A 13,177-nucleotide genomic window follows, 5' to 3' on the forward strand; every position below is an offset into this window, starting at 1 on the left:
TGGAAGTATCAGCGGCCTCAGTCTGCCACTCTGAGTGTGACCGAACTGCCACATCGAGTGATGTTCTAGGAAGACGCGTGGACGCCGCCCGGGTTACGAGCACGGCCTTCGACGGGACGCCCCATGCCCCGGCCGCGGCGCGCCGGTTCGTACGGGACGTTCTCGCCGAATGGCACCTCAGCCACATCGAAGCGGACGCGGTGCTGCTGACCAGCGAACTCGTCACCAACGCCGTCGTCCACGCGGGCACGGCGATCGAGCTGACCTGCCGCCTCGACGAGGCCGCCACCCCGCCGCGGCTGGAGATCGAGGTGGACGACCACCACCCTTCGCGCACGGTCCTGGCCTCCGGCGCCATGGCCACCTCGGGCCGCGGTCTGGCACTGGCCGGGATGCTGGCCGACGCGTGGGGGGTCACCTACTCCCGCTCGGCCAAGCGCGTGTGGGTGCGCCTCGACCTCATGGAGGACGACGGTACGCCGGAGCCGGGCGGTCCACCGGCCGCCGCCCCCGCGATCGCCGCGGCGCCCGTGGAGTCGCTGCACGTGGCGGTGATCGTGGCCGACGCCCACGGCCGCGTGCTGCTGTGGAACCCGGAGGCCGAGGCGCTGCTCGGCCGGCCGGCGAACGAGGCGGTCGGGATGACGCTGGCCGAGCTGGTCGCCTGGCGCGGCCACGGCCGCTACGCGCTGACGCTGGACGACACGCTCGGCCTGGGCCGCTGGCGCGGGGCGTCGTGGATGCGCCACCGCGACGGCCGCCTGGTTCCCGTGTACGTCTCCCATCTGCGTACCGGCGGGCGGGCCGGTGATCGCCGGGTGGTGTGGATGGTGGTGGCCGAGGACCACCGCTACGTCCTGGCGCCGCCACCCACACCCCTCAGGCGCGAGGCGGGCGAGCGGATCATGGAGGTGCTCGGGCGCAGCCGTCCGCTGGCGGAGCGCCTGCGGGCCACGGCCCAGGTGATCCAGGCCTCGTCCGGGGCGGACGCGGCGTACGTGCTGGTCAGGAGCGAGCACGAGGACGGCTTCGCCGTGGCGGGCGGTGCGGGCGCAACCGCGGGGGTGGTGAGGGTGCCGGGCGCGGGGGTGTTCTCGCGATCGGGCGCGAGCCCGAGCATGGTGGACGATCTGCTGAGCACGAACGTGGAGCTGGGGCGGCTGCTGCACGCCAGGTCGCTCGCGTGCGCCCCCCTGCGTACGGCCGGCGAGGTCAACGGCTATCTCGTGGTGACCTCGACCGAGCCGGGCCGCTTCGACAGCGCGCTGGCCGCCGGGCTCCAGCACGTCGCCGACCAGGTCGCCCTGCACGTGGAGCGGGAACGGCTGGCCGAGCGCGAGCGCGCGCACCGGGGCCGGCTGTCGTTCCTGGCCGAGGCGGGCGAACTGCTGGCCGGTGTGCACGACGAGGAGCTGATCGCGGCGCTCGCCGCCCAGCTCGTGGTGCCCAAGCTCGCCCAGTGGGCGGCGGTGTATCTGACCGATCTGTCGGGCACCACCCGCCTGGCACATGTGTGGCACTGCGAGGAGCGGCACAACGCCGAGCTGCGTCGCGTGCTGCCGGCCAGGCCGCAGCCGGAGCTGGGCGAGACCGACTGGCCTCCGGGGGCGGCGACGGTGTTGTCGTTCCCGCTGCTGACCGGCGACAGGTCGCTCGGGGCGCTGGTGCTCGGCCGGGCCGAGCCGATGCTCTCCCACGAGCTGGCCGACCTGCTGTCCGACCTGTGCCGGCTGGTGGCGCTCAACCTGCACACCGCCATGCTCTACGCCCGTCAGGAGACCACCTCGCGGGTCCTGCAGCGCAGCCTGCTGCCGGTGACCACCTCCTCGATGCCCGGCCTGGAGTCGGCGGTGGTCTACGAGCCGGCCGAGGAGGGCGCGGACGTGGGCGGCGACTTCTACGACCTGTTCGCGGTCGGCGACCGGTGGTGTTTCGCGCTGGGCGACGTCTGCGGCAGCGGTCCTGAGGCGGCGGCGGTGACCGGTCTGGCCCGCCACGCCGTACGCCTGCTGGCCAAGGAGCGCTATCCGGTCGCGGCGATCCTCGACCGGCTCAACGCGACGTTGATCGACGAGGCGGAGGAGGGCCGGTTCCTGAGCCTGCTGTGCGGGGAGCTGACGCCGCTGCCGCAGGGCGGGGCGCGCTGCGCGATCGCCTCGGCCGGGCATCCGCCGCCGCTGGTGCTGCGCGCGAACGGCGTGGTGGAGACGGTCGCCGCGCCGCAGTTGCTGCTGGGCATCGAGGGCTCGGCGGAGTTCTTCGACGAGAGCTTCGAGCTGGCTCCCGGCGACGTGCTGCTGTGCGTGACCGACGGGGTGACCGAGCGGCGCGAGGGCAAGCGGCTGCTGGACGACGACGACGGGCTGGCCAGGCTGCTGGCCACGTGCGGAAGGCTGAGCGCCCACGCGGTCGCCGAGCGGGTACGGCACGCCGTCGACACCTTCGCCGCCGAGCCGTCCCGCGACGACCTGGCGATGCTGGTGCTGAAGGCGGTCAGGCCGTGAAGCGGTAGGTGGTGCTCGACTCCATGCGCTCGCCCGGCCGCAGCACGGTCGAGGGGAAGCCCGGCTGGTTGGGCGAGTCGGGGAAGTGCTGCGTCTCCAGGCAGAATCCGGAGAACGGCCCGTACGGCGTGGCCGCCGGGTCGAGCATGCCGCCGGCGTAGAACTGCACGCCCGGCTCGGTGGTGGCGACCTCCATGGCCAGTCCGGAGACGGGTTCGACGACCAGGATGCCGCCGTCGAGAACGAAGCAGTGGTCGTAGGCGGCGCCGTACCTCTGCCCGATGACCGTCGGGGTGGTGAAGTCGAACGGGGTGTCGCGCACGGACGCGAGCTCGCCGGTGGGGATCTTGCCGCCGTCGACGGGCAGGTAGCGTCCGGCTTCGACGCGCAGGATGTGGCCGCGGATGTCGCCGCCGCCGGCGAGGTTGAAGTAGGTGTGGTTGGTGAGGTTGACGACGGTGGGGGCGTCGGCGACCGCGGTGTAGTCGAGGCGGAGCGCGTCGCCGTCGAGGGTGTAGGTGACGGTGGCGGTGAGCTCGCCCGGGTAGCCCTGGTCTCCGTCGGGGCTGGTGAGGCTGAGGGTGACGGACATCGGGGAGGTTCGGGCGACGGTCCAGTCGTGCTTGTCGAAGCCCTTGACGCCGCCGTGCAGGCTGTTGGCGCCGTTGTTGACGGGCAGGGTGTGCTCGACGCCGTCGAGGACGAAGCGGCCGCCGGCGATGCGGTTGGCGTATCGGCCGACGACGGCGCCGAAGTAGCGGCTGCGGGTGAGGTAGTCGGCGGGGTCGTCCAGGCCGAGCACGACGTTGACGCCGCTGACCTCCAGCGACTGCAGGACGGCGCCGTAGGGCAGCACGCGGGCGCGCAGCGCGCCGGACGCCAGCTCGATCATCTGGGGGCCTCTCCGGTGGATTCGCGGACGATGAGCGCGGTCGGCAGCTTGACGGGCCCGGTCCGCGCGCCCAGGAGCAGGTCGACGGCGGCGCGCCCGGCGGCTTCCGTGGGCATGGCCACGGTGGTGAGCTTGGGCCGGTTGAGCCGGCCCGGCAGAATGTCGTCGACGCCGACCACGCTCACGTCGGCGGGCACGCCTACGCCGAGGTCGGCCAGGCCCTCGATGAGGCCGAGCGCGACCAGGTCGTTGTAGGCGAGCACGCCGGTGGCGCCGGAGTCGGCGACGGCGCGGGCGGCGGCGATGCCGCCCTGCTCGGTGGGCTGGTTGGGCCCGATGACCGGCACGTCCCCGGCGGCGACGCGCATCTCCTCGCTGGTCCACGAGCCGGCCGGGCCCCTGACGTAGGCCAGGCGGCGGTGGCCGAGTCCGCGCAGGTGCTCCAGGGCGAGCGCGGCGCCCTGAGCCACGTCCATGAGGACCCAGGGCAGGCCCTCGACCTGGCGGTTGACGACGACGAACGGCACGTCCTCCGCCAGCCGGACGATCTGGTCGTTGGCCAGGCGCGGGCTGCACAGGATGACGCCGTCGACCTGCTTGGCGAGGGTGCGGAGCAGCTCTTCCTCGGCCCTGGGGTCCTCGTCGGTGTCGGCGACGAACACGTGGTAGTCGTGGCTCCTGGCGTGGCTCTGGGCGGCCTTGATCAGCGGCGGGAAGAACGGGTTGGCGATGTCGGCGACGATCAGGCCGAGGTTCATGGTGCGGCCGGTGGTGAGGGCGCGCGCGGCCCGGTTGGGCCGGTAGCCGAGCTGGTCGGCGGCGGCCAGGACGCGGTCGCGGGTGGCCGGGTTGACCAGGTGCGGGGCGGAGAAGCTGCGGGAGACCGTCGAGACGTGCACTCCGGTGGCGCGGGCCACGTCTCTGATCGTCACCGCCATGGCGTTCCCCCCTGCAAACGGTTGCCCACAAACCTTGACGGTTGCGGTTGCGGCCGTCAAGGTCAATGCAACCGTTTGCTTTAAGGAGAGACGATCTTAGGAGAGATGATGACGCGTACGCTCGTGACCGGGAGCGCGGGCAGGCTCGGCCGTAGCGTGGTGAGCGCCCTGGCCGCGGCGGGGCACGAGGTGATCGGCATCGACCAGGCGCCCGGCACGCCCGCGCAGGCCGCGGCCACGCTGCCCGCCGACCTGACGGACCTGGGCGAGGCGTTCGAGGTCATGACCAGGTTCCGGCCCGGCGCGGTGGTGCACCTGGCGGCGATCGCGGTGCCGTTCAGCAGGAGTGACGCGGTCACCTTCAAGGTCAACAGCCAGCTCGCGTTCAACGTCTGCGAGAGCGCCGTCCGTACCGGTGTCGAGCGCGTCGCCGTCGCCAGCAGCCCCACGGTGATCGGGTACGGCACGCCCGGCTGGACCCCGTCGTACCTGCCGATCGACGAGGCGCACCCGCTGGCCCCCTGGAACGCCTACGGGGTGTCCAAGCAGGTGGCCGAGGAGGTCGTCAAGGGCTTCGCGCGTACCGCGCGGACCCGGCTGGGCGTCTTCCGCCCCTGCTACGTCGTGGCGCCCGAGGAGTGGGAGGGCGCGCCCACGCAGCAGGGACACACCATGGCCGAGCGCCTCGACCGTCCCGAGCTGGCCGGGGTCTCGCTGTTCAACTACATCGACGCGCGCGACGCGGCCGACTTCGTGATCACTCTGCTGGAGCGGCTGCCGGACATCCCCAACGGGGAGGTGTTCTTCGCCGGCGCCGCCGACGCGCTCACCCGCGAACCCCTGTCGGAGGTGCTGCCCAAAGTGGTGCCGGGCACGGCCGGGCTGGCCGACACGGTGGGCGAGACGGTCTTCTCCTGCGCCAAGGCCGAGCGGATGCTCGGGTGGCGGGCCGCGCGCAGCTGGCGGACGGAGCTGAGCTCGTGATCACCGACGTCGTGGTCTCGCCGCGCACCGTCCCGCTGCGCCGTCCGTGGGGCGCCGACGTGCCCTCCAACCACCTGCTCAAGGTCGAGGTACGGCTGGCCGACGGCCGCACCGGCACCGGGTTCTCGTGGACGCCGCAGATCGGGGCGCGAGCCGTACAGGCGCTGCTGGAGAACGAGGTGCGTGCCTTCGTCGTCGGCCGCGAGCCCGACCCCGGCGTGTTGTGGGACCTGCTGTGGCGGCACCTGCGCGAGGCCGGCGGCGGCGGGCTGACCACGATCGCGATGGCCGGGGTGGACCTCGCCCTGTGGGACCTGCGCTGCGCCGGTACGAGCCTGGCCGACGCGCTGGGCCGGCGGCGCGCGGCGGTGCCCGTCTACGGCAGCGGCGTCAACATCCACTACAGCCTGGACGAGCTCGTCGCGCAGGCCGGGCGGTGGAAGGCGGCCGGGTACCCGGGGGTCAAGGTCAAGGTGGGGCTCCCGTCGCTGGCCGAGGACGTGCGGCGGGTGGCGGCGGTGCGGGAGGTCGTCGGGCCGGACGTCCTGCTCATGGTCGACGCCAACCAGCGGTGGGACCTGCCGTCCGCGCGGCGGGCGATCGCGGCGCTGGCCGAGTTCGGGCTGTACTGGGTGGAGGAGCCGCTGCCGGCCGACGACATCGGGGCGCAGGCCCGGCTGCGGGAGTCGGTGCCGGTGCCGATCGCGGTGGGCGAGAGCGCGTACACCGTCTACGACTTCCGGGACCTGCTGGTGGCCGGGGCCTGCGACGTCGTGCAGCCGAACGTGGTGCGGGTGGGCGGGCTGACGCCGCTGTTGCGGATCGCGGAGCTGGCCCGGACCTTCGATGTCCCGACTTTTCCGCATCTGCTGCCGGAGGTGTCAGGGCAGGTGGCCATGGCGTTGCCGCTGCCGTGCATGGTGGAGGAGGTGGAGGACGCCTCGTTCGCGGCTCTGGGGGTGCTGGCGGAGCCGTACCCGGTGCGGATCGTGGACGGGGAGCTGCGCACGGCCGGGAACCCGGGGCTCGGCCTGATCTGGCGCTGAGCTCACCAGGCTTCACCCAGCTGAGCTCACCAGGCTTCACCCAGGGGTTTGATGCTGAACATGCCGCCCGCCCGGTCGTGGAGCGGTTCGGTGAGGTCGGGCTCGCCCTGGGCGGCGAGGATCGGGGCGGCGTAGGTCTCGGAGTCGTCGTGGGAGACGTAGCCGATGGCCTGGGCCTCCTCCAGCGACCACCAGCGGCGGGCGTTGTCGGAGACGCCCCACACCACGTGGTAGCCGGGCGCGGTCAGCGCGGCCTCGACCAGGCGGGTCAGGTCATCGGGGGAGATCCAGGTGGCCAGGCCGCGGGTGTCGCCGGAGGCGTCGTTGCAGGTGCCGAGCCTGATCACGGTGACGTTCATGCCGAAGCGGTCGTGGTAGAGGCTGCCGAGAGCCTCCATGACGACCTTGCTGACGCCGTAGAAGGTGTCGGGGCGGGGGAAGGCGTAGTCGGGCAGGTCCTCGCCGGTGACGGGGCGGGTGTGGAATCCGGCCGCGTGATGGCTGCCGACCAGGACCACGTGCTCCACGCCTTCCTTCCTGGCCGCCTCCAGCAGGGCGTGGGTGCCGTTGATGTTGGCCTGGACGATGTCGGCCCACGGGTGTTCGCGGCTCTGGCCGCCCAGGTGCAGGACGGCGTCCACGCCCTTCATGGCCGCGGCCAGCGCGGGCTCGTCGTTGAGGTCGGCCTGCGTGAACTCCTCGCCGGGACCAAGCTCGCCGGGCGGCAGCGGGTGCAGGTCGGACAGACGGACGGTCCTGGACGGGCGGGCGAGGCGGGGCCGGAGGAGGGTGCCGACCTTCCCGGCGGCCCCCGTGACGAGGATGCGCATGAGGACTGTTGTACACAAGTCTGATCGAAATTCACATCCTTGAATATTGACCGTGACACAGGTGCGTCGTTACGTTCACATGAACCAGCTCCACATTTGGAGAACACGTCCACATACGTGAACAGGAGGCGGTCTGATGTCTCGCAACCTGATCGGGGCCGGCGTTGCCATGGCTCTGGCCGTAACAGTGGTGGGTTGTGGATCGCAGTCAGGCTCCGGCGGCGGTACGGACGCCCTCGAGATCTGGATCCGTCAGGTGCCCAACTCCCCGTCGCACAAGACCGCCCAGAAGTTCGTGGCGGAGTTCGAGAAGGCCAGCGGCGTCAAGACCAAGCTCGTCTCCCTGTTCGACGACTTCGAGACGAAGCTCCAGCAGCAGGCCCAGGCCAAGGACCTGCCGGACGTGGTCATCAACGACACCGCCCGGCTGGGCAACATGCAGCACCAGGGCTGGCTGCGCGAGGTCGACAAGGCCAAGCTGGCCGGCCAGGACAAGGTCACCGAACTGGCGTGGAAGGCGGCCGCGGCGGGAGACGGCAAGCACTACGCGGCGCCGTTCTCCGCGCAGTCGTTCGCGCTGATCATCCGCAAGGACTGGCGCGAGAAGCTCAAGCTGGAACCGCCCAAGACCTGGGAAGACCTGGCCGCGCTCGCCAAGGCGTTCACCGAGAAGGACCCCGACGGCGACGGCACCGCCAACACCTACGGCTTCGTCGCCCCGGCCGGCACCAAGCGGGGCTACGCCTCGTGGTACGTCTCCTCGCTCGTCTACGCCAACGGCGGCGACTTCGTCAAGGCCAACGGCGGCGGCAAGTTCAGCTCCAGCGTCAGCGACCCCAAGACGGTCGAGGCGGTCAAGTGGATGCAGGACCAGTTCTGCACCGCCAAGACCGTCAACCCCGGCGCGGTCAGCAACGACACCACCGTCACCCACACGGTGTTCGAGAAGGGCCAGGGCGGCATCTACCTGGTCGGGCCCTACGTCCTCGCCCGCTTCGTCAAGAGCGTGGGCGATGACAAGATCGAGGTCGTCCAGGTGCCCAAGGGCCCGTCCGGCGGACCCGGCACGCTCGGCGAGGGCGAGAACGTCTACCTGATGGCCGGTTCCAAGATGGAGCCCGAGCAGCAGAAGTTCGCCGAGTACGCGATCTCCGCCGCCGGCCAGAAGATCGGCATGAACGGCGACAACGAGGGCCCGATCGTCCGCCTGCCCGTCAACCAGGAGGTCGACCTCGCGGCCGAGCGCAAGGACCCGCGCTGGAAGGTCTTCGCCGACGCCTACCCGAGCGCCGTCTACACGCCGCCGGTGCCCGACTGGACGCCGTTCCGCCAGAAGGCCGCCGACGCCATCAACGCCGCCTGGGCCGACTGCGGCAAGGACGTCAAGGCGACGCTGGACGAGCTCAACACCACGTTCACCACGGAACTGACGACCCAGAAAGCGTCATGACCACCACGTTGTCGCCCCCGCGCACGGGGACCTCGCCGCGCCGCCGCCACAAGCGGATCCGGCGGCGCGGCGCGCTGGTCCCCTGGCTGTTCCTCGCTCCGGCCCTGCTGCTGTTCCTGTACTTCAAGTTCATCCCGATCTTCGTGATGATGAAGGACAGCTTCTTCGAGGTCCGGCCCTTCCTCGGCAACCGCTGGGTCGGGCTGGAGAACTACGAGAACGCCCTCACCGACAGCGCCTTCACCTCGGCCATGTGGCACAGCGCGGTGCTGGCCCTCCTGACCACGGCCGGCTCGATCGTGCTCGGGCTGGTGCTGGCCCTGCTGGTCGAGGGTCCCGCCCGCTACCTGTGGTTCGTCAGGACCGCGGCGTTTCTGCCGGTCGTGACCACGATCGCGGCGGTCGCCGAGGTCTGGCGGATCATGTACCACCCCGGTCCCGACGGCCTGCTCAACACCGTGGCCGGCTGGGTGGGCATCGGGCCGCTGTCGTTCCTGTCCAGCGAGGACAGCTCGCTCTGGTCGATCATGGTGATGATGATCTGGCGCGGCGCGCCGTACGACATGATGATCTTCGTCGCGGGGCTGGTCGGCGTGGACCGCACGCTCTACGAGGCGGCGGCCGTGGACGGCGCGACCGTGTGGCAGCGGTTCTGGCGGGTGACGCTGCCCGCGCTGCGGCCGGTCTTCTGGATCCTGTTCACGCTGGCGGCCATCCGCGGGCTGCGCGTGTTCGTCGAGGTGTACGTGCTGACGAACGGCGGGCCGAACGGCTCCTCCGAGGTGCTCATGACGCTGATCTACAAGGAAGGCCTGCAGAACAACCGCTTCGGGCTCGCCTCGGCCGCATCCGTCGTGCTGTTCCTGGCGACGCTGCTGCTGACGGTGATCGTCCAGGTGCTGCGCAGGAGGCAGGCACGATGAGGTTCGACAGCACGCTCGGACTGGAGAGCAAGCGCGGCCCGGTCGCGGTCACGCTCAAGACCATCCTGTACGCCGCCATCGTCATCGTCTTCCTCGGGCCGCTCGTCGGCCTGCTGATCAACGCCTTCGGCGCGGTGCCCGACCCGACCCGTTTCTCCCTGCCCGACAGCTTCTCCCTGGACAACTTCATCCAGGCGGGCAACCGCAAGGTCTTCCTCTACCTGCTGAACTCGTTCGTGGTCGTCGGGTTCGGGCTGCTGCTGCAGATGATCGTGAGCGTTTTCGCCGCGTACGCGCTGGCGCGCAAGAAGTTCCGCGGGATGACGGTCGTGCTGCTGCTCATGCTGGTCACGATGATGATCCCGGAAGAGGTCATCATCCTGCCGCTGTCGGCGGTGCTCGGCGAACTGCCGCTCATCGGGACCCGGCTCATCGGCACCTATGCCGGGATGATCCTGCCCATCGGCGCCTGGGGCTTCTCCATCCTGGTCATGACCGAGTTCATGAAGGAGGTCCCGGTCGAGCTGGAAGAGGCGGCCAGGATCGACGGCGCGGGCGAGATGCGGACGTTCTTCACGATCATCCTGCCGCTGTGCCGGCCCGCGATCGGCGTGATCGGGGTGTTCGGCTTCACCATGATCTGGGACCAGTACGTGCTGCCGCTGATCGTGGCCACGGACTCCGACCAATGGACCCTGCCCATCGCGCTGCGCTCGCTGCGTTCCGACGAGGAGGTCGGGATCGGCGTGCTGCTGGCCGCTTCGCTGCTGGCGCTGCTTCCGTCGATCATCGCGTTCCTGGCGTTCCAGCGGCAGTTCATGCGCGGTCTGACCAGCGGCGCCATCAAGGGTTAAGTGTCCATGTATATGAACGCCATCCAATATCCTGGACCCTATGGAGTCCTCGATGGTCAAGTCAGCCGAGCGAACGGTTCGCATCCTGGAGACGCTCGCCGCGTCTCCGGACCGCCTCTCCCTGTCGGAACTGCAGGCACAGACCGGCTTCCCCCGCAGCAGCCTGCACGCGCTCATGCGCACCCTGGTCGAGCTGAAGTGGGTGGAGACGGACGGCGCCAAGTCGGCCTTCGGCATCGGCCCGCATGCCCTGCTGACGGGGACGGCGTACCTGGACAAGGACCAGGCTCTTCCCTTCGCGCTGGAGACCCTGGACAACCTGCGCGACGAGATCGGGCACACGGTGCACTTCGCCCGGCGCGACGGCGCGCACGTGCTCTACCTGGCCACGCGCGAGGGCCGCAGGACACACCGGGTGATACCGCGCGTCGGCCGCCGGCTGCCCGCCCACGTGACCGCGCTCGGCCAGGCGCTGCTCGCCCAGCTGACCTACGACGAGGTCACGGACCTGCTGCCGGACGAGCTGGTCGGCTACACGCCGTACACGCTGACCGACCACGGGAAGCTCGCCAAGGAACTGGAGCAGGTCCGCACGCGTGGGTGGGCGCTCGAAAGCGAGCAAGGGACCCCTGGTGTGAAGTGCGTCGCGGTCGCGGTCGACTACCGCATCCCCGCGACCGATGCCATCAGCTGCTCGATGCCCACCGACCTGGACGACGACAAGCTCGACAAGGTCATCGACGCCGTGATCCGGCACACACGCAAACTGATTGCCACCCTGCGCAGGGAGGGCATTCGCTAGAAAGGACCGTACATGCGTCTTGATGGTGTTCTCTTCTTCCCGGTGACCCCCTTCGGAGCCGACGGCGACGTGGCGGAGACGATGCTCGCCCAGCACGTCGCGCGAGGGGTCGCGGCCGGGGCGGGAGGAGTGTTCACCGCGTGCGGCACCGGCGAGTTCAACGCGCTGGACCTGGCCGACTACACGCGGGTCGTCAAGACGAGCGTCGCGGCGACGGCGGGCAACGTGCCCGTCTTCTCCGGCGCGGGCGGCGTCTCCGGGCGCGCCTACGCGCGGGCCGCCGCCGAGAGCGGCGCCGACGGGCTGCTGCTCTTCCCGCCCTACCTCGTCTCCTCCCCCACACAAGGTCTTGTCCGGTACGTCAAGGACGTGGCGGCCGAGACGGAACTGCCACTGATCGTTTACCAGCGTGGCAACGCTCGCTTCACGCCCGAGGCGGTGGCCGAGCTGGCCTCGCTGCCCAACGTGATCGGGTTCAAGGACGGGCTCGGGGACCTTGATCTGCTTCAGCGGATCATCCTCACCGTCCGGCAGGCCAGCGATCGGGAGTTCACGTTCTTCAACGGGATGCCTACGGCGGAGCTGACCGTACCTGCCTATCGTGGGCTTGGGGTGACGCTCTACTCCAGTGCGGTGTTCGCGTTCGCGCCGGAGATCGCCCTCGCCTTCTACAAGGCGGTGACCGGTGGGGATGAGGAGCTGACCCGGGCCCTGCTCACCCGGTTCTATCTGCCGCTGGTCCGGCTGCGGGATGTTCAGGCCGGGTATGCGGTTTCGCTGGTCAAGGCCGGGGTTCGGCTGCGGGGGATGGATGTGGGGGGTGTGCGGTTGCCGCTGCTCGATCCTGCTCCTGAGCATGTGGCGGAGCTGGAGAGGATCATCGCGGCTGGGTTGGAACTGGCGGGGGCCTGAGCTTTGGCACGCGGCTTTCCACGTTGTTGACCGGCGCCCCACGCCGCGCTGCCGACCGGCGCGCTCGCGGGAGGCCTTGAGCGGCGGCCCTGGGGGCTTTGGGCGGCGCGCTCGCGGGACCTGGCCACCGCGAGCGCGCGGAGCCTGAGGGATGGGCGGCCGCCGCCGGGCGCGGCGGGCCCGGCGGCGGAGGGTTCACACGCGCTGCCAGAGCGCCGGCACGTTGGGCGGCTCCCAGCCGGCCTGCGAGGTGTGGGCCTGCAGGCACCGGTAGCTGGAGCCCCCGTACGTCACCCCCGCACCGGCTGTGTACCCGACACCCGGAGCCCAGGTGCCGGTGGGCGGCGGGGTGCTGGGAGGCGGGGTCGTGGGGGGCGGGCTCGTGGGCGGGGTCCCCGGCACACGGAGCACGAAGTCGAACGTCGCCTCCCGGCGCCCGCCGACCGTCCGGACGGTCATCAGCAGAGCCGGGTTGAAGATGGTGTCGGTGTTGTTACGCGGCTCGCCGGGGAAGTACAGCTGGGTCGTGAGCACGGGCCGGTTCGGCGCCTGCGCCTTGACGTGGATGTGCCGGGTACGCCCCGGATAGAGGCCGGGCACGATCGTGGTCAGCTTGAAGGCCCCGTTCGCGTCCGTGAACTGGTGGCCGCGGTAGTTGAACCCGACGTTGTCGTAGTTGCCGTTGGTGTCGCACTGCCAGAAGTCCAGCAGGACGTTGGCGAGAGGCTGGCAGGCCAGCCCGAAGACGTATCCGCTGACGGTCAGCCCGGTGCCGGATCCGGGGATCGTGCTCCGCCGGGGCGAGTTGGGCTTGAAGTAGGGGCCTTCCGTCTGCGCCGGCGTCGGGTCGTCGCCGTCGTCGCAGAAGGGCGTGGGGGTGAGCGGCCCGCCCTCGGCCCAAACGGTGCGGGCCAATGCGGGCGCCCCCGCCGCGAGCAGCGGCACCGGTGTGGCGATGAGAGCTGCTTTCAGAAGGGTTTTGCGGGAGATTGCGGGGGTGTTTCCCTCTTCTTCCATGGGGGGTCCTTCTCCTTGTCAGAGT

12 protein-coding genes are annotated in these 13,177 nt (G+C 70.7%); 8 read left to right on the top strand and 4 right to left on the bottom strand.

Going from position 1 to position 13,177, the window contains the following annotated elements:
* Positions 1-77: 77 nt before the first annotated feature.
* Entirely contained in the window at positions 78-2,504 is a 2,427-nt protein-coding gene (locus tag ACFWYW_RS24505; RefSeq protein WP_379624662.1) for a SpoIIE family protein phosphatase, read from the top strand.
* On the opposite strand, the gene ACFWYW_RS24510 is transcribed toward ACFWYW_RS24505, so the two are convergent.
* Positions 2,494-3,396, bottom strand: a complete 903-nt coding sequence (locus ACFWYW_RS24510) for an aldose epimerase family protein (protein WP_379624664.1) — start codon at positions 3,394-3,396, stop codon at positions 2,494-2,496. The genes ACFWYW_RS24505 and ACFWYW_RS24510 overlap by 11 nt on opposite strands.
* Positions 3,393-4,334, bottom strand: coding sequence for a LacI family DNA-binding transcriptional regulator (locus tag ACFWYW_RS24515; RefSeq protein ID WP_379624666.1), 942 nt, complete (start codon positions 4,332-4,334; stop codon positions 3,393-3,395). The genes ACFWYW_RS24510 and ACFWYW_RS24515 overlap by 4 nt, the downstream gene beginning before the upstream one ends.
* A 105-nt stretch (positions 4,335-4,439) precedes the next feature.
* On the opposite strand from ACFWYW_RS24515, the gene ACFWYW_RS24520 reads away from it, so the two are divergent.
* Together ACFWYW_RS24520 and ACFWYW_RS24525 are read left to right on the top strand one after the other, a co-directional pair.
* Complete coding sequence (locus ACFWYW_RS24520; RefSeq protein ID WP_379624669.1) at positions 4,440-5,318, top strand: NAD-dependent epimerase/dehydratase family protein; 879 nt, start codon at positions 4,440-4,442, stop codon at positions 5,316-5,318.
* Positions 5,318-6,364, top strand: coding sequence for a mandelate racemase/muconate lactonizing enzyme family protein (locus ACFWYW_RS24525; RefSeq protein ID WP_379624745.1), 1,047 nt, complete (start codon positions 5,318-5,320; stop codon positions 6,362-6,364). Before ACFWYW_RS24520 ends, ACFWYW_RS24525 begins: the two co-directional genes overlap by 1 nt.
* A gap of 26 nt (positions 6,365-6,390) precedes the next feature.
* Here the strand turns inward: ACFWYW_RS24525 and ACFWYW_RS24530 are convergent, their stop codons facing one another.
* Entirely contained in the window at positions 6,391-7,194 is an 804-nt protein-coding gene (locus ACFWYW_RS24530) for an NAD-dependent epimerase/dehydratase family protein (protein WP_379624671.1), read from the bottom strand.
* Between the two features lie 136 nt (positions 7,195-7,330).
* On the opposite strand from ACFWYW_RS24530, the gene ACFWYW_RS24535 reads away from it, so the two are divergent.
* From ACFWYW_RS24535 to ACFWYW_RS24555, 5 genes are read left to right on the top strand one after another with little or no spacing between them, the layout of a single operon-like run.
* Positions 7,331-8,644 carry an extracellular solute-binding protein gene (locus ACFWYW_RS24535; RefSeq protein ID WP_379624673.1) on the top strand — a complete coding sequence of 438 codons (1,314 nt, stop codon included), beginning with the start codon at positions 7,331-7,333 and terminating at the stop codon, positions 8,642-8,644.
* Complete coding sequence (locus ACFWYW_RS24540; protein ID WP_379624675.1) at positions 8,641-9,567, top strand: carbohydrate ABC transporter permease; 927 nt, start codon at positions 8,641-8,643, stop codon at positions 9,565-9,567. Before ACFWYW_RS24535 ends, ACFWYW_RS24540 begins: the two co-directional genes overlap by 4 nt.
* Positions 9,564-10,421: a carbohydrate ABC transporter permease gene (locus ACFWYW_RS24545; RefSeq protein WP_379624677.1), complete on the top strand. Its 858-nt coding sequence runs from the start codon at positions 9,564-9,566 to the stop codon at positions 10,419-10,421. Before ACFWYW_RS24540 ends, ACFWYW_RS24545 begins: the two co-directional genes overlap by 4 nt.
* Before the next feature lie 40 nt (positions 10,422-10,461).
* The gene (locus tag ACFWYW_RS24550; RefSeq protein WP_379624679.1) at positions 10,462-11,223 is read left to right on the top strand and encodes an IclR family transcriptional regulator; all 762 of its coding nucleotides are present in this window, start codon (positions 10,462-10,464) and stop codon (positions 11,221-11,223) included.
* A 12-nt stretch (positions 11,224-11,235) separates the two neighbouring features.
* Positions 11,236-12,135, top strand: a complete 900-nt coding sequence (locus ACFWYW_RS24555; protein WP_379624681.1) for a 5-dehydro-4-deoxyglucarate dehydratase — start codon at positions 11,236-11,238, stop codon at positions 12,133-12,135.
* Between the two features lie 195 nt (positions 12,136-12,330).
* Here the strand turns inward: ACFWYW_RS24555 and ACFWYW_RS24560 are convergent, their stop codons facing one another.
* Positions 12,331-13,152: a carbohydrate-binding protein gene (locus tag ACFWYW_RS24560; RefSeq protein ID WP_379618248.1), complete on the bottom strand. Its 822-nt coding sequence runs from the start codon at positions 13,150-13,152 to the stop codon at positions 12,331-12,333.
* Positions 13,153-13,177 lie beyond the last annotated feature (25 nt).

It is taken from the genome of Nonomuraea sp. NPDC059023 (assembly GCF_042740095.1).
Classification (GTDB): domain Bacteria; phylum Actinomycetota; class Actinomycetes; order Streptosporangiales; family Streptosporangiaceae; genus Nonomuraea.

Coding starts and splice junctions, on each gene's coding strand:
- ACFWYW_RS24510 (WP_379624664.1), bottom strand. CDS start 3,396: ATGATCGAGCTGGCGTCCGGCGCGCTGCGCGCCCGCGTGCTGCCCTAC.
- ACFWYW_RS24515 (WP_379624666.1), bottom strand. CDS start 4,334: ATGGCGGTGACGATCAGAGACGTGGCCCGCGCCACCGGAGTGCACGTC.
- ACFWYW_RS24520 (WP_379624669.1), top strand. CDS start 4,440: ATGATGACGCGTACGCTCGTGACCGGGAGCGCGGGCAGGCTCGGCCGT.
- ACFWYW_RS24530 (WP_379624671.1), bottom strand. CDS start 7,194: ATGCGCATCCTCGTCACGGGGGCCGCCGGGAAGGTCGGCACCCTCCTC.
- ACFWYW_RS24535 (WP_379624673.1), top strand. CDS start 7,331: ATGTCTCGCAACCTGATCGGGGCCGGCGTTGCCATGGCTCTGGCCGTA.
- ACFWYW_RS24540 (WP_379624675.1), top strand. CDS start 8,641: ATGACCACCACGTTGTCGCCCCCGCGCACGGGGACCTCGCCGCGCCGC.
- ACFWYW_RS24545 (WP_379624677.1), top strand. CDS start 9,564: ATGAGGTTCGACAGCACGCTCGGACTGGAGAGCAAGCGCGGCCCGGTC.
- ACFWYW_RS24550 (WP_379624679.1), top strand. CDS start 10,462: ATGGAGTCCTCGATGGTCAAGTCAGCCGAGCGAACGGTTCGCATCCTG.
- ACFWYW_RS24555 (WP_379624681.1), top strand. CDS start 11,236: ATGCGTCTTGATGGTGTTCTCTTCTTCCCGGTGACCCCCTTCGGAGCC.
- ACFWYW_RS24560 (WP_379618248.1), bottom strand. CDS start 13,152: ATGGAAGAAGAGGGAAACACCCCCGCAATCTCCCGCAAAACCCTTCTG.